At 67.5% G+C, this 22,696-nt stretch carries 20 protein-coding genes; 10 read left to right on the top strand and 10 right to left on the bottom strand.

Annotation, left to right across the window (positions count from 1 at the left end):
* Nucleotide 1: 1 nt before the first annotated feature.
* The 8 genes from JWQ81_RS03245 to JWQ81_RS03210 all read right to left on the bottom strand — a co-directional run bounded on the left by JWQ81_RS03245 (nt 2) and on the right by JWQ81_RS03210 (nt 9,456).
* On the bottom strand, nt 2-1,669 hold the full coding sequence (locus JWQ81_RS03245; protein WP_297537264.1) for an ABC transporter substrate-binding protein: 1,668 nt from the start codon (nt 1,667-1,669) through the stop codon (nt 2-4).
* A gap of 250 nt (nt 1,670-1,919) precedes the next feature.
* Nucleotides 1,920-2,777 carry a carbohydrate ABC transporter permease gene (locus JWQ81_RS03240; RefSeq protein ID WP_297537262.1) on the bottom strand — a complete coding sequence of 286 codons (858 nt, stop codon included), beginning with the start codon at nt 2,775-2,777 and terminating at the stop codon, nt 1,920-1,922.
* Nucleotides 2,774-3,721 (bottom strand): carbohydrate ABC transporter permease, encoded by a 948-nt coding sequence (locus tag JWQ81_RS03235; RefSeq protein ID WP_297537260.1) that lies wholly within the window; start codon nt 3,719-3,721, stop codon nt 2,774-2,776. Before JWQ81_RS03235 ends, JWQ81_RS03240 begins: the two co-directional genes overlap by 4 nt.
* Nucleotides 3,721-5,046: a sugar ABC transporter substrate-binding protein gene (locus JWQ81_RS03230; protein WP_297537258.1), complete on the bottom strand. Its 1,326-nt coding sequence runs from the start codon at nt 5,044-5,046 to the stop codon at nt 3,721-3,723. Before JWQ81_RS03230 ends, JWQ81_RS03235 begins: the two co-directional genes overlap by 1 nt.
* A gap of 119 nt (nt 5,047-5,165) precedes the next feature.
* On the bottom strand, nt 5,166-6,152 hold the full coding sequence (locus tag JWQ81_RS03225) for a hydroxyacid dehydrogenase (RefSeq protein ID WP_297537256.1): 987 nt from the start codon (nt 6,150-6,152) through the stop codon (nt 5,166-5,168).
* Entirely contained in the window at nt 6,149-6,814 is a 666-nt protein-coding gene (locus JWQ81_RS03220; RefSeq protein WP_297537253.1) for a ThuA domain-containing protein, read from the bottom strand. Before JWQ81_RS03220 ends, JWQ81_RS03225 begins: the two co-directional genes overlap by 4 nt.
* A complete protein-coding gene (locus JWQ81_RS03215; RefSeq protein WP_297537251.1) occupies nt 6,799-8,214 on the bottom strand; it encodes an aldehyde dehydrogenase family protein in 1,416 nt (471 codons plus the stop codon). Before JWQ81_RS03215 ends, JWQ81_RS03220 begins: the two co-directional genes overlap by 16 nt.
* 42 nt (nt 8,215-8,256) lie before the next feature.
* Nucleotides 8,257-9,456, bottom strand: coding sequence for an ROK family protein (locus tag JWQ81_RS03210; RefSeq protein ID WP_297537249.1), 1,200 nt, complete (start codon nt 9,454-9,456; stop codon nt 8,257-8,259).
* A gap of 133 nt (nt 9,457-9,589) precedes the next feature.
* On the opposite strand from JWQ81_RS03210, the gene JWQ81_RS03205 reads away from it, so the two are divergent.
* The 5 genes from JWQ81_RS03205 (at nt 9,590) to JWQ81_RS03180 (ending at nt 17,077) form a co-directional block, all read left to right on the top strand.
* Nucleotides 9,590-10,849 carry an ROK family transcriptional regulator gene (locus JWQ81_RS03205; RefSeq protein ID WP_297537248.1) on the top strand — a complete coding sequence of 420 codons (1,260 nt, stop codon included), beginning with the start codon at nt 9,590-9,592 and terminating at the stop codon, nt 10,847-10,849.
* Between the two features lie 560 nt (nt 10,850-11,409).
* Nucleotides 11,410-12,606 carry a family 16 glycosylhydrolase gene (locus JWQ81_RS03200; protein ID WP_297537623.1) on the top strand — a complete coding sequence of 399 codons (1,197 nt, stop codon included), beginning with the start codon at nt 11,410-11,412 and terminating at the stop codon, nt 12,604-12,606.
* A 101-nt stretch (nt 12,607-12,707) separates the two neighbouring features.
* On the top strand, nt 12,708-13,796 hold the full coding sequence (locus tag JWQ81_RS44770; protein WP_366942247.1) for a ricin-type beta-trefoil lectin domain protein: 1,089 nt from the start codon (nt 12,708-12,710) through the stop codon (nt 13,794-13,796).
* A complete protein-coding gene (locus JWQ81_RS03185) occupies nt 13,793-15,682 on the top strand; it encodes a ricin-type beta-trefoil lectin domain protein (protein WP_297537246.1) in 1,890 nt (629 codons plus the stop codon). Before JWQ81_RS44770 ends, JWQ81_RS03185 begins: the two co-directional genes overlap by 4 nt.
* Before the next feature lie 21 nt (nt 15,683-15,703).
* The gene (locus JWQ81_RS03180) at nt 15,704-17,077 is read left to right on the top strand and encodes a ricin-type beta-trefoil lectin domain protein (protein WP_297537244.1); all 1,374 of its coding nucleotides are present in this window, start codon (nt 15,704-15,706) and stop codon (nt 17,075-17,077) included.
* 97 nt (nt 17,078-17,174) lie between these two features.
* Here JWQ81_RS03180 and JWQ81_RS03175 read toward each other — a convergent pair whose 3' ends face one another.
* Nucleotides 17,175-17,885 carry a GntR family transcriptional regulator gene (locus JWQ81_RS03175; RefSeq protein WP_297537242.1) on the bottom strand — a complete coding sequence of 237 codons (711 nt, stop codon included), beginning with the start codon at nt 17,883-17,885 and terminating at the stop codon, nt 17,175-17,177.
* Between the two features lie 117 nt (nt 17,886-18,002).
* Between JWQ81_RS03175 and JWQ81_RS03170 the strand changes: the two genes are divergently transcribed.
* The 5 genes from JWQ81_RS03170 to JWQ81_RS03150 are packed head-to-tail and all read left to right on the top strand — an operon-like array spanning nt 18,003 to nt 22,295.
* Nucleotides 18,003-19,247: an MFS transporter gene (locus JWQ81_RS03170; RefSeq protein ID WP_297537240.1), complete on the top strand. Its 1,245-nt coding sequence runs from the start codon at nt 18,003-18,005 to the stop codon at nt 19,245-19,247.
* A gap of 18 nt (nt 19,248-19,265) precedes the next feature.
* On the top strand, nt 19,266-20,060 hold the full coding sequence (locus JWQ81_RS03165) for a putative hydro-lyase (RefSeq protein ID WP_297537238.1): 795 nt from the start codon (nt 19,266-19,268) through the stop codon (nt 20,058-20,060).
* Nucleotides 20,061-20,071: 11 nt separating this feature from the next.
* Nucleotides 20,072-20,833 carry a 5-oxoprolinase subunit PxpA gene (locus tag JWQ81_RS03160; protein ID WP_297537619.1) on the top strand — a complete coding sequence of 254 codons (762 nt, stop codon included), beginning with the start codon at nt 20,072-20,074 and terminating at the stop codon, nt 20,831-20,833.
* Nucleotides 20,833-21,444: a 5-oxoprolinase subunit PxpB gene (gene pxpB / locus JWQ81_RS03155; RefSeq protein WP_297537236.1), complete on the top strand. Its 612-nt coding sequence runs from the start codon at nt 20,833-20,835 to the stop codon at nt 21,442-21,444. Before JWQ81_RS03160 ends, pxpB begins: the two co-directional genes overlap by 1 nt.
* Nucleotides 21,441-22,295: a biotin-dependent carboxyltransferase family protein gene (locus tag JWQ81_RS03150; protein ID WP_297537234.1), complete on the top strand. Its 855-nt coding sequence runs from the start codon at nt 21,441-21,443 to the stop codon at nt 22,293-22,295. The genes pxpB and JWQ81_RS03150 overlap by 4 nt, the downstream gene beginning before the upstream one ends.
* Here JWQ81_RS03150 and JWQ81_RS03145 read toward each other — a convergent pair.
* Entirely contained in the window at nt 22,285-22,689 is a 405-nt protein-coding gene (locus tag JWQ81_RS03145; protein WP_297537232.1) for a hypothetical protein, read from the bottom strand. The genes JWQ81_RS03150 and JWQ81_RS03145 overlap by 11 nt on opposite strands.
* Nucleotides 22,690-22,696 lie beyond the last annotated feature (7 nt).

Here is a 22,696-nt window from a genome sequence, read left to right as displayed (position 1 = left end):
GTTAGGAGGCAGCCTTCAGGTGCAGGACGATGTCAAGGGCGTTGCGCAACGTCGGCTGCGCGGGGCCGTACTGGTTGTTCTCATCCGGCCAGCCGGTCCAGTGCTTGGTGCTGTACTCGCCGCCCTCGTTACCGGCCGAGGTCGGGACCATCGGCTGCTGCTGAACCATGATGTCCTGCAGCTTTTCCATGGCCGCGGTGCGGCTCGGGGCGTCCGCTGCGTTGGCGTAGGTCGCCAGCGCCGCTGTGGCGTCAGGGTTCTGGTAGCGGCCGTAGTTACCGGTGGTGCCGCCGGTGCCGATCGGCTTGAAGAGGTCGCCGGACATGGCGTCCTTGTAGATGTCGTACGGCGTCGCGCCCGGGTCGGTCCAGTGCATGATCGCGTCGAACTGGCCGGTGTCGACCGACTTCGTCCAGGCGTCCTGGTTCATCGTGGTGACCGACGCGTCGATGCCGATGCCCGAGACGTTGTCCTTGATGATGGTGAGGTCGGTGATGTAGTCGGACCATCCACTCGGGACGGTCAGCTTCAGTGTGACGGGCTTGCCGGTCGGGTCGATCAGCTTGGTGCCCTGGTAGGTGAAACCCGCGGCGGTCAGCGTGGCCTTGGCCGCGGCGACGTCCGGGGTGATGATCTTGCCCTGGTACTTCTGCGCGATGAAGCTGTCGCCCGCCGGGGTCGGGATACCGGTGACGTTGTCGACCTTCGGGTAGAAGTAGCCGGCCTCACCCTGGTTGAAGATGTCGTCGCGGTTGAGGACCTTGCTGATCGCCTGACGTAGCGCCGGGTTGTTGTACGGCGCCGTGGTGGTGTTGAACCAGAGGCCGTGGACGGCGAGGACCGGCGGGAAGAACAGCTTGTAGTGCGCCGGGTCCTTGCCGGTGAAGACGGCCTTGGCGTTCGGGATGAAGACGAAGCTCCAGTCGGCCGCGCCGCTGACGAGCGCGGCGGTCTGCGAGTTGTTGTCGGTGTAGGAGGTGTAGTGGATCTCCTTCACCTCCGGCTCGTTCTGCCAGTAGCCGTCGCGCCGGGTGATCGTGACGGTCTGCGTCGAGAACGACTTCAGCGTGTACGGGCCAGTGCCGATCGGGTTCTTGACGACCTCGGTCGTCGGGCTCGCGTAGGTCGACCAGATGTGCTTCGGCACGATGACCTGGCGCAGGATCTTCACCTGGTTCACGAACTGTGACGCCGCGAAGCCGAGAGTGACCGTGTTCCCGGTCGTGGTGATGTCCTTGAACGGGACGGCGTCGATGTTCAGCGATGCGTTGTCCTTCAACAGCTGGAAGGTGTACGCCACGTCGGCGGCGGTCATCGGCGTGCCGTCGGAGAACTTGACGCCGTCGCGAATGGTCAAGACCAGTTTGCTGTAGTTGTCCGACCAGTCCCATTTGGTCGCGAGCCACGGCTTGCCCGGTTCGGCCGGCTTGATGTCGTTCAGCATCACCAGTGGCTCGTAGATCATGAACCGGTAGCCGAGGTTGGTGGCCGCCGACGTCTGCAGGAACGGGTTGTTGTTCTCCGACTGCGGGCCGTCCGGCATGCCCACGTTCAGTACGGCCGCCGTGTTCGCCGAACCCGCCGAACCTCCGCTACTGCTGCATGCGGCGAGCCCGGTCACCGCCAGCGTGCCCACCATGGCAGCGACGATGGAGCGTTTGACTCGCATCGATCCTCCTTTGTCGTCCTCTGCTTACGACAGAGGATTGAGCGAGCCGAAACGGCCGCGCGATTAGGCAGAGTCAACCCGGGTGACTTGACTCACGTCAATCACGGCCCGGTAACGAATTTAGCCTAATTTTAAGCCTTGAAGAAACTGGCCTGAAACGATCAAGCCTGCTAATGGGTCATCAGCCCTGCTCAGGATGGCGGTCGGTGCGGCTCCAAAGAGCCCACACACCCACCGCACCTAAGCTTCCTTACTTCACGGCGCCGGTCACCAGGTCGATCCGCCAATAGCGCTGCAGGGAGAGGAACAGCGCGACCACCGGGACGATCGACAGCAGCGTCCCGGCGATCACCAGCGAGTACAGCGACGCCTGGTTCGCGCCGCTGGTCAGCAGGCTGTACAGGCCCACGGTCAGCGGGAACTTGTCCGCGCTGGTCAGCATCACCCAGGGCAGCAGGAAGTTGTTCCAGATGCTGATGAACTGCAGCAGGAACACCGTGATGATGCCGGGCGCCATCAGCCTCAGTCCCACCGAGCCGAACAGCCGGAACTCGCTCGCGCCGTCGATCCGGCCGGCTTCCAGCAGCGAGTCCGGCACGGCGGACGCCGCGTAGATGCGGCACAGGTAGATGCCGTACGGGTTGAACAGCTGCGGCAGCAGGACGCCGAAGTAGCTGTCCGTCAGCCCGACCTTCGACAGCAGCAGGTACTGCGGGATCGCCAGCACGATCTGCGGCAGCAGGACGCCGCCGAGGATGATGTTGAACAGCGTCGCGCGGCCGCGGAAGGTGTACTTCGCCAGCGCGTACCCCGCCGCGGCGGAGAACAGCGCGCCGAGAACGCCGCCGGCCGCGGCGTAGATGAAGCTGTTCAGCATCCAGTGCCAGTAGATCCCACCCTGATACGCCGACAGGTCGCCGATGTTCTGGAACAGCCCTGACGACGGCACGTACGTCTGCGTCGAGAACAGCTCGCTGCGGGACTTCGTCGCCGCGATGACGATCCACAGCAGCGGCACGACGCAGTAGATCGCGCCGAGCACGAGCCCGGCCGTGGGCAGGAACGCGATCCTCCCGCGCGTCTCGCGCGGGGCCACCGCGGCGGTCATTTCGCCCCCTTGGTGGCCCTGGCGCGTACGACCCGGGCGCCGGCGACCGAGACGACCACCGTCGCCAGCGCGAACACGACGGACGTCGCCGCGGCCCGGTAGATGTCCGAGTCGACAAAGGCGTCGTTGTAGATCTTCATCAGCGGCACCCAGGTCGACGAGATGGCGTTGGACAGCGGACGCAGCGTGTTGGGCTCGTTGAACAGCTGCAGCGCGGCCAGCACGGTGAACATCCCGCACATCACCAGCGCCGGCCGCAGCAGCGGGATCTTGATCCGCCAGGCGATCTGGAACTCCGAGCAGCCGTCGATCTTCGCGGCCTCGTAGATCTCCGGCGGCAGCGCCCGCAGCGCGGTGAAAACGACGATCATGGTGAATCCCGCCGCACCCCACACCGCGATGTTGGCCACCGAGAAGAACACCGTCGTCGCCCCGAAGAAGTCGAAGTGGTCGCCGCCGATCGGGCTCGTCGCCGGCAAGTACAGGAACCCCCACATCAGCGAAGCGATGACCCCGGGCACGGCGTACGGCAGGAAGATCGCCAGCCGGGTGAACCGCTTGAGCCGTGTCCGCGGGATGTCGAGCAGCAGGGCGAACAGCAACGCGAGCCCGACCGTCAGCGGCACGACGATCACGCCGACGAGGAGCATCCGCAGCAGGCTGGACCACAGCTCGCCGTCGCCGAACACGCTCGCGTAGTTGTCCAAACCAGTGAACACGATCTTGCTGCCGGCGCCCAGCAATCCGCCGACGACCTTGCGGGCCTGGAAGCTGAGCAAGAGCGCGTAGACCGCCGGCGCGATGACGAACAGCACCAGCAGCGCCACCGCCGGGAGGACCAGGAAGTACGGGACCGGGGTCTTCTTCAGCGTCGATTGGGGACGCCGTGCCGATCCCGGTTCCGACGTCGAGGCCTCCCGGTGAGGCGTAACTGTGGCAGTCATCAGTTGACCGTGAACCCGAGCTTCGTCATGTCCGCGGTCGTGGTCGCCTGCATGGAGTCGAGCGCCGCGTCGAACGCGCTGCCCGACTGCAGCGCGGCGCCGAACGAGTTGGTGTACCCGCTGAACGTCACCGTCACGTTCGGCCCCCACATCGAGAACGACCGAGCGCCGGGCGCGACCTGCTTGACGACGTCATAGAAGCCGGCCTGGTTCGGCAGGAACGGCGGCGGGGTCTTGAGGATCGGCAGCGAGCGGCCGGCGGTGGCCGCCGGGTAGATGTTGATGTCCTTGATCTGTTCGGTGAGCGCGTCCGGGTTGGTGTCGAGCCACGACGCGAACTGCGCGGCCTCGGCCGGGTGCTTCGAATCGGACGTCACCGTCGTCGCGGAGCCGCCCCAGATGCCGGTCGCCGGGTCGCCCGCGGTCCACGCCGGGAGCGGCGCGGCGGCCCACTTGCCCTGCGTCGCCGGCGCGATCCCGCCGAGCTGGGCCGGCGCCCACGCGCCCGAGATCCAGGTCAGCAGCGTGCCGTCGTTCATCTCCTTGTTCCACTGTGGAGAGAACGACGGGCTCTTTTCGACGTCGCCGCTCTTGACCAGGCCCTGCCAGTAGCCGGCAACCTTCTTGGTCTCCGGGCCGTTGATCGCGACGTGCCAGTCGGTACCGGTCGACGACCACCAGTCCGCGCCGGCCTGCTGCGCGAGGCCGGTGAACCAGCCGGGGTCGGCGGCGTCGAAGTTCGTGATCGAGGACTTCGGCGCCTTCTGCTTCAGCGTCGCGGCCTCCTGCGCGTACTGGTCCCACGTCGTCGGCACGGCGAGACCGTACTGCTTGAACAAGTCCTGGCGGTAGAACAACATCAGCGGCGCGACGTCCTGCGGGACGCCGTACACCTTGTCCTCGAACTTGGTCGACTTCAGCGTGGCCGCGTCGTACTGGCCGACAGTGTCCTTCGTGTACTCCGTGATGTCGCGGACGACGCCGTTGGACACCAGCGCCGGCAGCGACTGGTACTCGACCTTCGCGATGTCCGGGCCGTTCGACGCCTGGTGCGCGGTGATCATCTTCGCGACGAGCTGGTCACCACCGGCGGGGTTGGTCAGCGTCACGTGGATGTCGGGGTGCGCGGTGTTCCACTTCGCGACCACCGCGTCCATGTGCGGGTCCCAGTCCCAGAACGTCAGGTCGACCTTCTGACCGGCGGGCGCGGCGCCCGCGGGTGCGGCCCCGGCGGGTGCGTTCGCTGTCCCGCTGCCGCTGCAGCCGGCTGTGAGCAGAAGGCCGGCCAGCACCACTCCGGCGAGTCGGCAGTGACTCTTCACCATGCCCTGGTCCTCATCTGTGATGGTGGATGGACCCGCGAAGGCCCGTGTGACTCAGCACATATTCTACGACTTAAGATAAGTCGTTACCCGTCCTCGGTCAACCCGCCCACCTGCCCTGATCACGCGGTCACGGACAGTGTGGCCGGGTCCACCGCGTGCCGCAGCGGGGCGCCGGTCAGTACCCGCCGGACTTCGTCGGCCGCGGCCGCGCCGAGCCGGGCCAGCTCGTTGCCCATCGCCCCGGCCACATGCGGCGTGAGCTGCACGTTCGGCAGTTCCCACAGCGGTGAATGCGGCTCGGTGACCTCCGGTTCGGTGACGTCGAGAACCGCCGAAATCCGCCCGCGACGCAGTTCCGCGATCAGGGCGCCGGTGTCCACGAGCGACCCGCGCGCGGTGTTGATCAGCGTCGCGCCCGTGCGCATCGACGCGAGCAGCCGTGCGGTCACCAGCCCGTCGGTCGCCGGGACCGCGGGCGCGTGGATGGACACGACGTCACCGGCGGCGAACAGCTCGTCGATGCCGACGAGCCGGACACCCAGCTCGTCAGCGGTCGACTTGTCGACGTACGGATCGGCCACCAGCACGTCGAGGTCGAATGGCTTGAGCAGCTCGATCAGCCTCCTGCCGATCTTCGATGCCCCCAGGACGCCGACAGTCTTACCGAAGTTTCCGATATCGGGGAAGCCCGCGCGCAGATCCAGTGCGCCACGCCGCGCGCGGTAGGCGGCGGCGAGCATCGGCACGGCCTTGTTGGCCAGCAGAATCATCGCGAGCGTGTACTCGGCAACCGGGACGGCGTTCGCCGCGGCCGCGGAACTGACCGTGATCCCCCGCGCGAAAACCGCCGGACCGACGTGCGCCTTCACCGTGCCAGCTGCGTGCACGACGGCTTCGAGCCGGGGAGCCGCGGCGAGGACGTCGTCGCCGATCATCGGACAGCCCCACCCCGTCAGCAGCACTCGCGCGCCGGCGAGTTGCGCCCGCGCGGCGTCCGAAGTGAACTCCGTCAGGACCGGGCCGGTTTCGCCGAGCCGGGCCGCGATCGGCGGCGGGAAAAGCTTCGACGGCAAGTCCGGCGCCATGGCCAGGACCACCGCGTTCACCGCGCCGCCCAGGCCAATCCGCGTCCGGTCAGCTCGCGGACCGTGGGGTGTTCGAGGTCCTCGACGCGGTGTCCGATCGCGGAGAAGAAGATCTTGCCCGCGCCCCAGCCCCTGGTCCACACGACCGGCATAGTGACCGGCCCCTGCCCGTTTTCCGCGGCTTCGCCGGTGAAGACCGTAGTGGCGAGGACGTCGTTCAGCGCGTCGCCCAGCACCCAGTACTGCTCGGTCGTGACGGTGAACCCGGGCAGTCCGGCGACGATCGGATGGCCCGCGCGACCCGGCTCGACGGTGACGTCGTAGGTCAGGAACTCGTCGGGGTGAAACAGGAACAGCCCGCCGACCATGCGGAGGTACGCCGGGTCGTCCGTGAACGTGCCGACCATCCCGCCGTGCCAACCGGCGAAACCGGTACCGGCGTGCACCGCCGCCCTCAGGCCCGCACTTTGTTCGGGTGTCAGGGTTCCCTGCGACCAGCACTGCACGATGAGGTCGGTCCGCGCGAGCCGGTCCGCGTCGAGGTAGACGTCGAGATCCTCGGCGACGGACACCTCGAACCCGGCGGCTTCGAGGTCGGGGATGAAGATTTCCGTGGTCTTGACCGGCGAGTGCCCCTCCCAGCCGCCGCGGACGACCAGCACGGTCTTCACCGTGTCGCCCATTCCGGCAGCTCCAACGGGCCGCGCTGGACCCCGATCCACTGGCGCCGGGTGAAACCGGGCATCTGGTTTTCCGCGCCGTGCCGCGCGTGGGCGTCGTTGATGTGGACTTCGCCTGCGTGCAGGCGCTCGGCGACGTCCATGCCGCGCATGAGGTCCGCGGTGAACACGGAGTTCATCAACATCGGGTAGCCGTTGGTCAGCGCGATCGCCTCCTCCTCGGTGTCGACGACGGTGACCGGGATGACCGGGCCGAAGATCTCTTCGCTGAACGCGGGCATCTCCGGCGTCACGTCGGCGAGCACGGTCGGGCGGTAGAACAGGCCTTCGTACGTCCCACCGGTGACCAGCCGCGCGCCCTGCGCGATCGACGGTTCGACGATCGCCTTGTGCACTCTGTCCCGCTGGCGTTCGCTGATGAGCGGTCCGAGGTCGACGCCGTCGAACGGATCGCCGACCCGCAGCGCGTCGGCCCGTTTCGTGACGGCGTCGAGGTACGCGTCGGCAACCGGGCGCAGCACGATGTGCCGGCTCGCGCTGATGCACGTTTGGCCTTGGAACTCGAGCGACGCGATCATCGCGCAGGACGCCGCGAGCTCGACGTCGGCGTCTTCCAGTACGACAAAAGCGTTGCTGCCGCCCAATTCCAGCCGGATGTCACGCAGCTGCCCGGCCGCCGCCGTCGCGATGGCAACGCCGACCTCGCGTGAGCCGGTGAAGTCGAGCATGTCGACACCGCGGTGTTCGGCGAGCGGCTTCCCCGCGCCCGGACCGTCACCGGTGACGACGTTGAACACGCCCGGCGGGAACCCGGCGTGGTGCGCGGCGAGCGCCAGGACGTGCCCGCCGATGAGCGGGGTCAACTCGGCGGGCTTGAGCACGATGGTGTTGCCGAACGCGAGTCCGGGCGCGACCGCGCGCATCGCCAGGTTCATCGGGTAGTTCCACGGCGTGATCAGGCCCAGCACCCCGAGCGGCACCGCGCGCGAGAGTGACAGTTTGCCCGCCTTGTACGGCGGCAGGATGTCGCCGGCGTTCTCCGTCGCCTGGACCGCGGAAATCGCGAGCTGGCGGATGCTGGTGCCGACCTCGTCCTCAGCCTTCGTCCGCACACCACCGGTCTCGCGCATGCTCAGCGCGACGAGGTCCTCGTAGTTGTCCTGCAGGTACGCGGCGAAGGCGCGCAGGTAGGCCGCCCGCTCTGGCGCGGACAGCGCCGCCCAGCCCGGTTGCGCGGCGCGGGCCGCGGCGACCGCGGCATCGACGTCCTCGGCCTGGCCCTGCGCGTACGTACCGATCTTGGCACCGGTCGCCTTTTCCACGACCACGCCTGAGCGTCCCGAAGCGGCCGGCCGGAAGACGCCGTCGACGTAGAGGGACGCCTCAAGACTGACTTTGTCCATGACTTAAGATAAGTCGTTAAGGGTTGGGGAGTCAACGGGCGTTCAGGGGGTCCGACGCCCGCCCGACGCCAGCAACTCGACGACCGGCAGCGTCGCCGCGCCGAGCGCGACCGCCTCCTGGCCGAGTTCACCCAACTGGACGACGGTCGACTCGTACATGTACGCCAGCGCGTGACGGCGTACGGCGTCGCGGACCATCGGCAGGATGGCCGGGCCCATCACCTCGCCGGCCCAGCCGCTCAAGATCACCCTGTCCGGGCTGAGCAGGTTGACCAGGTTCGAGATGCCGATTCCGAGGTACTCGGCCGTCTCCTTCAGCGCGTCGGCGGCGGGCCCCGGCTCGGCCGCCCGTTCGACGACCTCGGCCAACCGAGCTTCGGTGTCCGACGCGACGAACGGCTCCGCGCCGGGAAGCGCGCGATAGCGGTCGAGGATCGCTTCGGCGCCGATGTACGCCTCGAGACAACCCTGCGAACCGCACCGGCAGGCGACCCCGCCGACCTGGATGACTGTGTGGCCCCACTCGCTCGTGGTGCTCGTCGCGCCCTGATACCTGTCGCCGCCGGTGGCCACCGCGGCGCCGACCCCGACGCCGAGCAGCGCGATGATGGCCCGCTGCGCGCCGCGGCCGGAACCGCGCCACATCTCGGCCTGGCCCAGCGTGCGCGCGCAGTTGTCCAGGTAGAGCGGGGCCGAGACACGTGGGGTCAGCATCTTCTCGAACGGCACCCCGGACCAGCGCAAAGTCGGCGCGTACACCAGCCCCGCCTGCACCGCGCCGGGCACGCCGACCCCGATGCCGAGGACGGCGGCCGGGTCGAGATGCTCCTTCGTCAGCACCTCGTCGATCCCGTCGAGGACCAGCCCGGCGACCAGTTCGGGCACGAGTTCGGTGGCCGCGATCGGGTGGGTGGCCGTCGCGATGGTGTTGAGCGTGCAGTCGAAGAGCCCGACCTGGATATGCGTCTCACCGATGTCGACGCCCACAACGCGCCCGAAGTCGGGGGAAACCCGCAGCAGGGTGCGCGGACGGCCGCCGTCGGAATCCACCGAACCGGCCTCGGCCACCACGCCGTCGTTGACGAGATCGGCCACCACATTGCTCACCGTGGCGGAACTGAGGCCCGACGCCTGCATCAGTTCGAGCCTGCTGCCCGGCCCGTGCAGGTACAAATAGGAGAGCAGGGCCGAGCGGTTGTGGCGGCGAAGATCCCGCGTCGTCTGCTGCGTTACGCGAGTCACCGACCTGATTCTGCCAGAGAGAGCCACTCTGGCCAGTTGGTACGGCCTTAATTCACTAGTTAGTTTATAGCCACGACATAAGGTGGTGGGGCATGCTGTCTCATATACGCCGCCGCAAGAATAGGTACCCCTCATGGCACCGAAGCGCACCACCGTCCGTGACCTACGGCGACACAACCGCTCACTGCTGCTGTCGAAGCTCTATTTCGATGGGCCATTGAGCCGCCATGAGCTGAGCCAGCTCACGGGGTTGAGCGCGGCGACAGTCAGCAACGTGACCGGTGAGCTGTCGGACGAACGGCTGATCATCGAGGCCGGGCTCGTCGAGTCCGACGGCGGCCGCCCCAGGGTGCTGCTGCGGGTCGACCCGGGGTACGGCCACGTCGTCGGCGTCGACATCGGCGAAACCGGCGTCAAGGTGGAGCTGTTCGACCTCGCGATGACCCGCCTCGGCGCGGTCGACCACCCGCTGCCGTCGGTCACCTCCGATCCGGCCGCCGTCGTCGACCAGGTGACCAGCGGGCTGTGGGAAGTCCTGTCCCAGGCCGGAGTGGGCGCGGCCTCCGTGCTCGGCGTCGGCATCGGCGTGCCCGGCACGGTGGAGCAGGGCGACCACGTGCTCGTCCACGCGCCGACCGTCGGCTGGGACGCCGTCGCGCTGGAGGAGCTCCTGCGGGCCGGCGGTATCGACCTTCCGCTCTACATCGACAACGGCGCGAAAACCCAGGGCCAGGGCGAAATGTGGTTCGGCGGCGGACGCGGGGCCAAGCACGCGGTGATAGTGCTGATGGGCTCCGGGGTCGGCGCGGCCGTGGTCACCGACGGGGTCACTTACCGCGGGTCGACCAGCAGCGCCGGCGAGTGGGGGCACACCACGATCGTCTACGGCGGCCAGGAGTGCCGGTGCGGTTCCCACGGTTGCCTCGAGGCGTACATCGGCGCGGCGGCCATCCTCGAGCGGTACCGGAAAGCCAGGGGCGGTCGCCCGGCGCCCGGCGACGACGAGCAGGCGCAGCTGGCGGCGGTCGTCGAAGCGGCCGACAAGTCGAAGGCCGCCGCGCGGGTCCTGGAGGACACCGCCGGTTATCTCGGCGCCGGGCTCGCCAACCTGATCAACCTGTTCAACCCGGAACGGATAGTGGTCGGCGGCTGGGCGGGACTCGCCGTCGGCGAAGGGCAGCTCGGCAAGATCCGGGAAGTGACCGCCGCGCACGCGCTGAGCCACCCGTTCGGCCAGACCTCGATCGAGCTGGGACTGCTGGGCGCGGACGCCGTCGCGATCGGCGCGGCCACGCTGCCCGTCGCCGCGCTGCTGGAACAGGGCGGCGATCGGCGTCAGGTGCCGGACACCACACCCAGGAAGCGGACCACCACCAGCTTCGACGCGGCCTGAACCTTCCACCGGCCGGGTTCGGCGCGGTTCGGCATGCGACGTCCAAAAAGGACTCCAGACAGCAAAAAGTAACGAGCTGACCTCGTCGTCAGCCCGTTTCCGGTACCGGGAGGTAACACCCGGAACCGGTCCCGGGTCAACCCCCAATCTCGGACCTAAAATCACCCGACTGGCCTAGTCGTCAAACAAATGACCAGGTCAGAGAGGTCTAGACCTATTTTGAAACGTGAAATAAGCTGCACCTGGGGTGTGCTTCCGGCTACTGGGAGCACCCGCCCGGCAAACGGAGTACCCGTTAGCTGTTGCCCAACTGGTATGGACCATGCATACTTTGTTGCCAGTTGCAACAAATGGTCCGACTCCTCCCCGATCCTCCCCACCAGGTTCTCCCGCCCGACTCCCCTAGGGCGGTAACACACTCTCGGATATCTCTGGCGCTTCGTCCTGCGCGAAAACGCCGGTCCTCGTCAACACAAAGAGAGGTGACAAAGGTGTCTAGCAAACTTTCCTTCAGACGCGGCCGAATCGGCGCGGTCCTCGCGATCGCGGCCGTCGCCGCACTGAGTGGATCCTTCCTGTCGACCGGCCAGGCCAGCGGGGCCCCGGCCGCGCCGCTGGCCCCGGCCGCCGCCTCGTTCACCGACGACTTCAGCGGCGCCGCCGGCAGCGGGGTCGACACGAGCAAGTGGAACGCCGAAACCGGCGACAACGTCAACAACCACGAGCGCGAGTGGTACACCTCAGGCACCAACAACGCGGCGATGGACGGCCAAGGCCATCTGGTGATCACCGCGAAGAAGGAAAACCCGGGCAACTACCAGTGCTGGTACGGCTACTGCCAATACACCTCCGCGCGGCTGTCGACGTCCGGAAAGTTCACCCAGGCCTACGGCCATTTCGAGACCCGCATGAAGCTTCCGCGCGGCCAGGGCATGTGGCCCGCGTTCTGGATGCTCGGCGGCGGCAACTGGCCGACCGACGGTGAGATCGACATCATGGAGAACGTCGGCTTCGAGCCGACCACCGTGCACGGCACCATCCACGGCCCCGGTTACTCGGGCGCCAACGGCATCGGCGCCGGCTACAGCGGACCGAACTTCTCCGACGACTTCCACACCTACGCCGTCGACTGGGCGCCCAACTCGATCAAGTGGTCGGTCGACGGGAACGTCTACGAGACCCGCACGCCCGCCGACCTCAACGGCAACAGGTGGGTCTACGACCACCCCTTCGACATCATCATCAACCTCGCGGTCGGCGGTGACTGGCCCGGTGACCCGAACGGCGCCACCACCTTCCCGCAGCAGCTCGTCGTCGACTACGTCCACGTCACCACCGACGCCAGTGGCGGCGGGACCACTCCGCCGTCCGGCAAGACCGGCACCATCACCGGGATCGGCGGCAAGTGCGTCGACGTGGCAGGCGCGAACACGGCCAACAACACGCCCATCCAGATCACCGGCTGCAACGGCAACTCCGCGCAGCAGTGGACGGTCGCTTCCGACGGCACGATCCGCGCGCTGGGCAAGTGCCTGGACGTCACCGGCGGGTCCACGGCGGACGGTGCGGTGGTCGACCTCTACGACTGCAACGGCACCAACGCGCAGAAGTGGACGGTCACCGCGGCGAAGGACATCACGAACGTCGGGGCGAACAAATGCCTTGACGCCACCGGGAACAGCTCGGCCGACGGCACCCGGCTGCAGACCTGGACCTGCGGCGGCGGGGCCAACCAGAAATGGAACGCCCCCGTCTAGAGCCACAAGCTCGTGAGTGTTCCGGCCCGCCCGGGTGCGGGTGTCCCGCAGGGCACAGCTACCGGCCGGAACACTCACGAGTCCTACCCCGCGAGGTCCCCATGCGACGACGCCTCACTGTCCTTTTCGGCTGTATCCTGATAACGCTTACAGCGCTTGTCTCCTCGGCTACCGCCGCTCCCGCGGCTCCTGCCGCGCCGGCAGCCGGCCCGACCGCGGCCCAGCTGCTGGCCAAAACTACGTCGTGCCAACAGATCTCCAACGGCAAGTACGCCACCGACGAAGGCGCCTCGCCGACCATCCCGGTCTGCCAGTCCGGTAGTGCGGTGTTCTTCACCGCTGACATGGACGTCGACTGCGACGGCGTGCGCACGACGCAGTGCAACGAGAACACCGACTGCTGCTTCTACAACGACACCGCGTTCCACACCTCGACCGACCAGCCGTTGAACGCGGCACAGCTGCCCTACATCGTGTTGCCGCAACCCACCGGGATCTGGAACTACGAGAATTCCGGGATCCAAGGCGGTTCGGTGGTCGCGGTCATCTACAACAACCAAGTCGAATACGCCGTCGTCGGGGATACCGGGCCGACCGGCATCATCGGCGAGTCCTCCTACGCGACGGCGTCCGCGCTCGGGATCAACCCGGACCCGAAGAACGGCGGCACCGAAGGCCCGGTGACCTACATCGTGTTCCCGCACACTTCGGTGAACCCGATCGAAAACCACGACACGGCCGTCTCCCTCGGTGAGTCCGTGGCGTCGCAGTTCGTCGGCGGCAGCACCACCCCGCCCGCCGGCGGTGGCGCCGGCACCCTCACCGGGATCGGCGGCAAGTGCGCCGACGTCGCCGGCGCTTTGAGCACCAACGGCACCGCGGTGCAACTCTACGACTGCAACGGTTCCAGCGCTCAGCAGTGGACGGTCGGCGGCGGTTCGGTCAAGTCGCTCGGCAAATGCCTCGACGTGACCAGCGCCTCGACCGCAAACGGCGCGAAAGTGCAGCTCTATGACTGCAACGGCTCCGGTGCCCAGCAATGGACGACGAACGCGTCCAAGCAGTTGGTCAACACCGGCTCCGGGAAGTGTCTCGACGCGACCGGAAACTCCTCCGCCAACGGCACCAGGCTGCAGATCTGGACCTGCGGAACCGGCGCCAACCAGAAGTGGACGGTACCAGCATCATGAAAAGACCCTTACGCTGCAAGCTTTTCCCGCTCGCCGGCGCGGTCGTGATCGCGGCCGCCACGCTGGCCTCGGCCGCGCCCGCACTCGCCGCCAACGAGCCGGTCAACATCTGGCTCACCTCGACCAACGACTCCGGCGGCCGGTCGGTGACGCGCGGCCTGCAACAGCAGACGCCGATCGCGTTCTCCGCCGGCACCGGCTCGGGCGCACAGACGATCAACGTCAATGAGAACACCACCTACCAGCAGTTCAGCGGGGCCGGGGCATCGTTCACCGACACCGCCGCGTACCTGATGAACTCCAGCGGGGCACTGACCGCGGCGACCCGGAACGACACCATGAGCAAGCTGTTCGATCCGAACTCCGGGATCGGGCTGAGTTTCCTCCGCAACCCGATGGGCGCGTCGGACCTCGCCAGGAACAACTACACCTATGACGAGGTTCCCGCCGGCCAGACCGACACGTCGATGGCGAAGTTCTCGCTCGCGCACGACCAGGCCGACGTCATCCCGCTGACCAAGCAGGCCAAGCAGCTGAACCCGTCGCTGAAGGTGATGGGCTCGCCGTGGACCGCGCCGACGTGGATGAAGGACAGCGGCGCGTACAGCCAGGGCTGGCTCAAGGCCGAGGACTACGCCGCGTACGCACAGTACTTCGTCAAGTACATCCAGGGTTTCGCCGCGGCCGGTGTCCCGATCGACTACGTGTCCGAGCAGAACGAACCCACCTGCTGCGGCGGCTACCCGTCGATGCAGTGGAACGGGTCCGGGCTGGCCGTGTTCGCCAAGTCGAATCTGCTGCCCGCGCTGCACGCGGCCGGTCTGTCCACAAAGGTCCTCGCACTGGACTGGAACTGGAGCCAGTACGACGGCTTCGCCGCACCGACCGTGACCGACGCGTCAGTCAGGAACGACCCGAACTTCGGCGGGATCGCCTGGCACGGTTATGACGCCCAGGGCGGCGTCGGTCAGCAGACCACCATCCACAACCAGTACCCGAGCATGCCGGCGTTCGATACCGAGCACTCCGGTGGTACGTGGGTGGGCGACCAGCAGGCCCAGGACATGGCCGACATCATCGACTACACCCGCAACTGGGGCCAGAGCGTGGTCAAGTGGAGCCTCGCGGTGGACCAGAACATGGGCCCGCACAACGGCGGCTGCGGCACCTGCAGCGGGCTCATCACCGTCCACAACGGAGACTCACGCACCGGGCAGGTCGACTACAACATCGAGTACTACGACATGGGCCAGCTGACGAAGTTCGTCAAGCCGGGCGCGGTGCGAATCGACTCCAACGACAACTCGTCGGTGCGCAACGTGGCGTGGAAGAACCCGGACGGCTCGAAAGCCCTCGTCGCCTACAACACCACCGGCGGCGCCCAGAGCACCCGCGTCAACTGGGGCGGCCAGTCGTTCACCTATAGCATTCCCGCCCACACCACGGCCACCTTCACCTGGGGCGGCACGCAGTCCGGCGGCGGTGGCACCACCGGCGGCACTGGCCCGATCACCGGCCTCGCCGGGAAATGCGCGGACGTCGCGGGCGCGGCGACCGCCAACGGCACCGCCGTCGATCTCTACGACTGCAACGGAACGGCTGCCCAGCAATGGACCGCCGGCACCGGCAACTCGTTGCAGGCGCTCGGCAAGTGCATGGACGTCAGCGGCGCCTCGACGGCCAACGGCGCGCAAATCCAGTTGTACGACTGCAACGGCAGTGGCGCGCAGCAATGGACGGCGAACGCGACCGGAAACCTCGTGAACACCGGGTCCGGCAAATGTCTCGACGTCACCGGGAATCTCTCCGCGAACAACACCAGATTGCAGATCTGGACCTGTTCGAACACGGCGAACCAGCTGTGGACCGCACCCAAGGCCGCCTGAGACCTAGCAAGGAGATTCCGCATGCGTAGAAGAACCACGGCATTCGTCACCGGGGTGCTCGCCGCGGTCGCGTTGACCGCGATGCCCTTCTCTCCCACCGCTGCCAGCGCGGCGACCGGCCAGATCACCGGCCTCGGCGGGAAATGCGTCGACATCGCGTCGGCGAGCACCGCCAACGGCGCGGCCGTCCAGCTGTACGACTGCAACGGCAGCGCGGCCCAGCAGTGGACGACGAACACCGACGGTTCGATTCAGGCGCTCGGCAAGTGCATCGACGTCACGGGCGCGTCGACGGCCAACGGCGCACTGATCCAGACCTACGACTGCAATGGCACGGCCGCGCAGAAGTGGACGGTGTCCGGTTCGCAGCTGAAGAACACCGGGTCCGGGAAATGCCTGGACGCCACCGGGAACTCGTCCGCGAACGGCACTCGCCTCCAGATCTGGACCTGCGCGACCAGCGCGAACCAGGCCTGGACGGTGTCGGGTGGCGGCACGACCACCCCACCGGCAGGCACCGGCTCGATCGCCGTCGCGCCGTACATCTACAACGGCTGGGGCAACCCGCCGGACCCGCGGACGATCATGTCGAGCACCGGGGTCAAATGGTTCACGATGGCGTTCATCCTGAGCAACGGCACGTGTAACCCGCAGTGGGACGGCGGCCGCGCCCTGACCGGCGGCGTCGACCAGACCACCGTCACCAACGTCCGCTCGGCGGGCGGCGACGTCATCCCGTCGTTCGGCGGGTACAGCGGGAACAAGCTGGAGCAGTCCTGCACGAGCGCGAGCGCGCTGGCCGGGGCGTACCAGAAGGTGATCACCGCGCTCGGGTTCAAGGCGATCGACATCGACATCGAGGACACCGCCTACAGCGACGGCAACATCCAGCAACGGACCGTCGACGCGTTGAAGACGATCCGGGCCAACAACCCGGGCATCAAGATCTACCTGACGTTCGGTTCCAGCACGACAGGGCCGGACAGCAGCCTGGTCAGCAAGGCCGCGAACTCCGGGCTGGCGGTCGACGCGTTCACGATCATGCCGTTCGACTTCGGCGGGGCCGGCCAGAACATGGGCACCCTGACCATGCAGGCCGCCGACGGCCTGAAGAACGTGGTCAAGAACGCCTACGGCTACACCGATGACCAGGCGTACCAGCACAGCGGCATCTCGTCGATGAACGGCATCACCGACGCGAACGAGAACGTGACGGTCGCGGACTTCACCACCATCCTCAACTACGCGACCGCGCACCACCTGGCCCGGCTGACCTTCTGGTCGACCAACCGCGACAGGCCTTGCCCGGGCGCGTATCCCAACGACGACACCTGCTCCGGCGTTTCCCAGCAGGCGTGGGACTTCACCCGTACCTTCGCCCGCTACGCTGGCTAACCCCGCTCCGCACGCTCCGCAATCCGACTCAGGGGACCCCTGGTACGAATGATTCGTACCAGGGGTCCCCTGAGTCAGTACGTCGGGAGAGCTGGGGTCAGGAGTCCTCGGCGGCTCGTTCGGCGTAGGCCTCGACGAGCTGGCGTTCGGCGTCGTCGAGGTAGACGGCCAGCAAGTCGGCGGCACCGGCTCCGTCCCCGACGTCGAGCTTTGCGACGATCTCGTGGTTGCGGACGAGGTACCGCTCGTGGAAGCGCCGGGGGTCGGCCATGACGTGGAAGACCAGCCTGAGCTCGGCGAAGATGCCCTGCATCAGGTCGTCGATGCGCGGGCTCTCGCCGAGCGCGGCGAGCCCCTGGTGGAAGTGGATGTTCGCGGTCCCCAGCTCCTGCCAGCGCTGACTTCGCGCGGCCTGGTCGCCATCCAAGACGGCGATCCGCAGCCGCCGCAGCCCCGCCGGCGGCGCGGTGATCGGCCGGACGGCCGCGCACTCGATCATCTTGCGTATGCGGTAGAGGTCGACGACGTCGTCAACGCTCAGCAGCCGCACGAAGACGCCCCTGTTGAGCTCGTGCGACAGCAGCCGCTCGTGCGTGAGCAGCCGGAACGACTCGCGCAGCGTGTTGCGGGAAATCCCGAGCTTCTCGACGATCTCGTGCTCCGCGAGCCGTGAGCCGGGCGGGAAGTAGCCCTCGGCGATGCGCGTCCGAAGCACGTCGGCGACACGCTCGGCGGTACTCGTCCGCCCGAGGAGACCCCGATCCGCTTCCAAACCCACCGGACCGTCGTCAGCAGTGATCACAACCATCAGGCTACTCGCCCTCGAGTAAAACAATCCAATCAGACTCTTGTCAGATTGTTCAACAATCCTCTACTCTCAAGTCTTCATTCAGTGTGACTCAGCACACCAACCTGCGAGGTGCCGATGAACGCACAAGCCACTAACGAAGACGTACGCCCGTTCGCCTGGTTCCGCACCCTCGGCGGCCGGGGGCGCCGCGCCTTCTTCGGCGCGTTCGGCGGTTACGGCCTGGACTCCTACGACTACCAAGTGCTGCCGCTCGGCGTCGGCGCGATCATCGCCTACTTCGGCATCTCGAAGGGTCAAGCCGGTCTGCTGACCACCGTGACGCTGGTCGTGTCCGCCCTCGGCGGGGTCCTCGCCGGCATCCTCGCCGACCGGATCGGCCGCGTCCGGACTCTGCAGGTCACCGTGGCCACCTACACCGTGTTCACCGTGCTCTGCGGGTTCGCGCCGAACTTCGAAACCCTCCTCGGTTTCCGGGCCCTGCAAGGACTCGGCTTCGGCGGCGAATGGGCGGCCGGCGCGATCCTCGTCGCCGAGTACGCGCTCCCGCGCTACCGCGGCCGCACGGTCGCATTCGTGCAGAGCGCGTGGGCGGTCGGCTGGGGCCTCGCGGTGATCGTCTACACCGTCGTGTTCAGCCTCGTGCCGCCGGACATGGCTTGGCGCCTGCTGTTCTGGACCGGCGTCATCCCGGCTCTGCTCGTCCTGTGGATCCGGCGGTTCGTGCAAGACGCCGACTCCACCACCGAGCGCCGCACACAGACCCGCCAACGCGGTTCCTTCAAGGCGATCTTCACCGGCGAACTCGGCCGCACGACGTTCTTCGCGGCGCTGCTGGCCACTGGTGTCCAGGGCGGCTACTACACCCTGTCGACATGGCTGCCGACCTACCTCAAGGAATCGCGTGGACTGAGCGTGGTCGGCACCGGCGGCTACCTGGCTTTCCTCATCACCGGCGCGTTCGTCGGCTACGTCTGTGGCGGATACCTCACGGACATCTTGGGACGTAAGAAAACCTTCCTGCTGTTCTCGGTGCTGTCGGCGGCATTGATCATCGCGTACCTGCAGATCCCCCACGGCGCCAACGGGCTCGTGCTGGTACTCGGGTTCCCGCTGGGCTTCTCGATGTCGGCGATCTTCAGCGGTTTCGGTGCCTATCTCGCCGAGCTCTACCCCACCGCCCTGCGCGGAACGGGCCAAGGCTTCACCTACAACTTCGGTCGCGCGGTCGGTGCGGTGTTCCCGACCGTCGTCGGCTACCTCGGCGTCGGCGGCGCGCTGGGGCTCGGCGCGCTGGGTTACGTCATCGCGGCGCTCGCATTGCTCGGCCTGCCCGAAACCAACGGCCGCGAACTACTCTGAACGACGAGGAGGCACCCGATGACGACCTTTGAAGATCCCGCCAAGGTGAGCCCGGCCGAGGCCAGAGCCCTGTTCCGTCAGGGTGCCGCCAACCCGACCGCCGGCTGGTCAGCCGGGTTCACCCAGACCAACCTGATCGCCGTGCCGCGGGACTGGGCATACGACGTCCTCCTGTTCTGCCAGCGCAATCCCCGGCCGTGCCCGATCCTCGACGTCAGCGATCCCGGCGATCCGACCACGATCCTGGCACCCGGCGCCGACCTGCGCAGCGACCTTCCTCAATACCGGGTCTGGGAGAACGGCACGCTCGCGGGCGAGGTGTCCGACGTCAGCGGGCTGTGGCGCACGGACCTCGTCGCCTTCTCGATCGGCTGCAGCTTCACGTTCGAAACGGCGCTTGCGGCGGCCGGAATTCCGCTGCGGCACGTCGACCAGGGCCGCAACGTGGCGATGTATCTGACAAACCGGGCGTGCCGGCCGGCCGGTCGGCTGCACGGGCCGCTGGTGGTTTCGATGCGGCAGATCCCGGCCGACCGCGTCGCGGAGGCGGTCGCGATCAGCGGCACGATGCCGGCGGTGCACGGTTCCCCGGTCCACATTGGAGCGCCTGAAGAACTGGGCATCGCCGATCTGGCGAAGCCCGACTTCGGCGACCCGGTCGATGCCGAACCCGGTGACGTGCCGGTGTTCTGGGCCTGCGGAGTCACTCCGCAGGCGGCGCTGATGGCCTCGCGCCCGGCTTTCGCGATCACGCACGCGCCGGGCTACATGTTCGTATCGGACAAACGAGACGACGAATACCGGGCGGGATGACTATGTCTACTGTGGACCTCAACAGCGACCTCGGTGAGGGGTTCGGCGCCTGGACCATGGGCGACGACGACGCGATGCTCGAACTCGTGTCCAGCGCGAATGTCGCGTGTGGTTTTCATGCCGGCGATCCCGGCACCATGCGGCGAGTGTGCGACAAGGCCGTGGAGAACGGGGTCGTCATCGGCGCGCACGTCGGCTATCGCGACCTCGCGGGGTTCGGCAGGCGCGCGCTCGCGATGGATCCCGACGACCTCAGCGACGAGATTCTGTACCAGATCTCGGCATTGGAGGGTTTCGCTCGCGCGGCTGGGGATCGCGTGCGGTACGTCAAGCCGCACGGCGCGCTGTACAACACCGCGGCCGTCGACAAGGACCTGGCGTGGGTCGTGGTCGACGGGATCGTCCGCTTCGACAGGCACCTGGCGATCCTCTGCCCGCCGGACTCCGAGATGTCCCGCGCGGCCGCGAAAATCGGCGTCGCCTCCTATGCCGAAGCCTTCGCGGATCGCGCGTACACCGCGGACGGCGCGCTCGTCTCCCGCAAGCTGCGAGGCGCCGTCCTGCACGATCCGGATACGGTGTCCGCGCGCGCGGTCGCGATCGCGACCACCGGCAAGGTGACCACCGAGGACGGTCAGGAGCTGGACATCGCGGCCCGATCGATCTGCGTGCACAGTGACACACCCGGCGCGGTGGAACTGGCCCGCCGCATCCGCGCCGACCTCACGACCGCGAACGTTCACATCGAGTCTTTTGTGGACAGAGAGAACTGATGCGCGTCCTGCCCTACGGATCACATGCCGCGCTGGTCGACCTGGACTCCGCGGAGGAGGTCTTCGGCCTGAACACCGAACTCGCCGAAGACCCCCTCCCCGGCATGGTCGAACTCGTGCCCGCGGCCCGAACCCTGCTCGTCCGATACGACACGAGCACCGGGTTCGACCGGATCAGTGCGGCGCTCGCCGAACGCTCTGCCGCCGTCCGGCCGCGGACGTCCGGGGCGGAGGTGGTCGTGCCTGTTCGTTATGACGGCGCGGATCTCGCCGATGTGGCAAGGGAAACCGGACTGTCCGAACAGGACGTCGTCCGACTTCATTCGAGCGCGACCTACGCCGTAGCGTTTTGCGGCTTCGCGCCCGGCTTCGGTTACCTGACCGGACTCGACCCGCGGCTGCACCTTTCGCGCCGAAGCACACCGCGAACCAAGGTTCCGCCCGGATCGGTGGCCATCGCGGGTGAGTACAGCGCGATCTACCCCAGGGAATCCCCCGGCGGCTGGCACCTCCTCGGCCACACAGCTCTCGTCGTCTGGGACATCGACCGCGATCCGCCCCAGCTTCTCGTGCCCGGCACGCGCGTCCGCTTCGTGGAAACGGTGGCATGACGGAAAAACTCGAAGTCCTCAACCCCGGACCGGCCGCCACCATCCAGGACCTCGGCCGGCCGGGGCTCGCCGCGCTCGGGGTCGGGCGGTCCGGCGCGGCGGACCGTCGGAGCCTGAAGCTGGTCAACAGGCTGGTCGGCAATCCCGAAGGCAACGCGGTGATCGAGGCGACGCTTGGCGGCTTGGTGATCCGGTTCTCCGGCCCAGCGGTCGTGGCGCTCACCGGTGCCGAATGTGCGGTGACAGCCGGGTCGAGGGCGCACGGGATGTTCTCCCCGATTCAGCTCCACGCCGGTCAAGAACTGCGAATTTCGCAGCCGCACACGGGACTACGCACGTATTTGGCAGTCCGTGGCGGCATCGATGTCGAGCCGGTGCTCGGCTCCCGATCCACGGACACGCTGGCGAAACTCGGCCCGCCGCCGTTGTCCGCCGGGATGACCCTCCCGATCGGCGACCGCACCGCACGGCAACCGAACGTCGACCAGGCGCCGCAACCCGCGTTCCCCCGGAACCTTGTCCTCCACGTGACCCCGGGCCCCCGGCTCGACTGGTTTACCGCGGAAGCGCTCGACACCTTGTGTTCGACGCCCCACCAGGTCACCGCCGACCTCAACCGCGTCGGAATCCGACTGTCGGGTCCCCCACTGCACCGCCGGATCGACCGCGAGCTCCCACCGGAAGCCTGCGTACCGGGCGCCCTGCAGGTACCGCCCGCGGGCTCGCCGATCCTGTTCCTCGCTGATCATCCCGTAACCGGCGGCTACCCCGTCATCGCCGTCGTCGACGAGCACGACGTCGATCTCGCCGCCCAGGCCAGACCGGGGCAGCTGATCCGGTTCAGGCTTTGATCAGCTCTTCCGACACCGCCCACAGTTCGGCCGCCCGCGCGAGGTCGTAGGAATCCTTCGAGCTCTTCTTACGCTTGCGCGCCACGACCTTGACGCCGTCCAGCCGGCGCGACAGCTCATAGGTGAAGTAGAGGTTGGCGAGTTTGGACGTCGAATAGCGGACCCGGCCCGCCTTCGCGGACCCGTCCTGCTCGGGATCCGCGAGCTCACGCGGGTGCGACCAGCGCGGCGCGGGGAAGCCCAACGACCGCGGCGGCCCGTAGTGCGAGCTACTGCTGACGACGGCGATCCGTGCGTCCTCGGTGAGGTTGTCCAGCAGCGACGTCACCAGCAGGAAGTGCCCGAGATGGTTGGTGGCGAACGTCAACTCGAAGCCGTCCTCGGATTTGCCCACGCCGTCG

The sequence above is a fragment of the Amycolatopsis sp. genome, from assembly GCF_025464955.1.
Taxonomy (GTDB): Bacteria; Actinomycetota; Actinomycetes; order Mycobacteriales; family Pseudonocardiaceae; genus Amycolatopsis.
Note: the sequence above shows the minus strand (reverse complement) of the source record. Positions and strands in the feature narration are given on the sequence as shown.

What these genes read in the sequence shown, in the direction of transcription:
- JWQ81_RS03245 (WP_297537264.1), bottom strand. Translation starts at nt 1,669, where the DNA reads ATGCGAGTCAAACGCTCCATCGTCGCTGCCATGGTGGGCACGCTGGCG.
- JWQ81_RS03240 (WP_297537262.1), bottom strand. Translation starts at nt 2,777, where the DNA reads ATGACCGCCGCGGTGGCCCCGCGCGAGACGCGCGGGAGGATCGCGTTC.
- JWQ81_RS03235 (WP_297537260.1), bottom strand. Translation starts at nt 3,721, where the DNA reads ATGACTGCCACAGTTACGCCTCACCGGGAGGCCTCGACGTCGGAACCG.
- JWQ81_RS03230 (WP_297537258.1), bottom strand. Translation starts at nt 5,046, where the DNA reads ATGGTGAAGAGTCACTGCCGACTCGCCGGAGTGGTGCTGGCCGGCCTT.
- JWQ81_RS03220 (WP_297537253.1), bottom strand. Translation starts at nt 6,814, where the DNA reads ATGGGCGACACGGTGAAGACCGTGCTGGTCGTCCGCGGCGGCTGGGAG.
- JWQ81_RS03215 (WP_297537251.1), bottom strand. Translation starts at nt 8,214, where the DNA reads ATGGACAAAGTCAGTCTTGAGGCGTCCCTCTACGTCGACGGCGTCTTC.
- JWQ81_RS03205 (WP_297537248.1), top strand. Translation starts at nt 9,590, where the DNA reads ATGGCACCGAAGCGCACCACCGTCCGTGACCTACGGCGACACAACCGC.
- JWQ81_RS44770 (WP_366942247.1), top strand. Translation starts at nt 12,708, where the DNA reads ATGCGACGACGCCTCACTGTCCTTTTCGGCTGTATCCTGATAACGCTT.
- JWQ81_RS03185 (WP_297537246.1), top strand. Translation starts at nt 13,793, where the DNA reads ATGAAAAGACCCTTACGCTGCAAGCTTTTCCCGCTCGCCGGCGCGGTC.
- JWQ81_RS03180 (WP_297537244.1), top strand. Translation starts at nt 15,704, where the DNA reads ATGCGTAGAAGAACCACGGCATTCGTCACCGGGGTGCTCGCCGCGGTC.
- JWQ81_RS03175 (WP_297537242.1), bottom strand. Translation starts at nt 17,885, where the DNA reads ATGGTTGTGATCACTGCTGACGACGGTCCGGTGGGTTTGGAAGCGGAT.
- JWQ81_RS03170 (WP_297537240.1), top strand. Translation starts at nt 18,003, where the DNA reads ATGAACGCACAAGCCACTAACGAAGACGTACGCCCGTTCGCCTGGTTC.
- JWQ81_RS03165 (WP_297537238.1), top strand. Translation starts at nt 19,266, where the DNA reads ATGACGACCTTTGAAGATCCCGCCAAGGTGAGCCCGGCCGAGGCCAGA.
- pxpB (WP_297537236.1), top strand. Translation starts at nt 20,833, where the DNA reads ATGCGCGTCCTGCCCTACGGATCACATGCCGCGCTGGTCGACCTGGAC.
- JWQ81_RS03150 (WP_297537234.1), top strand. Translation starts at nt 21,441, where the DNA reads ATGACGGAAAAACTCGAAGTCCTCAACCCCGGACCGGCCGCCACCATC.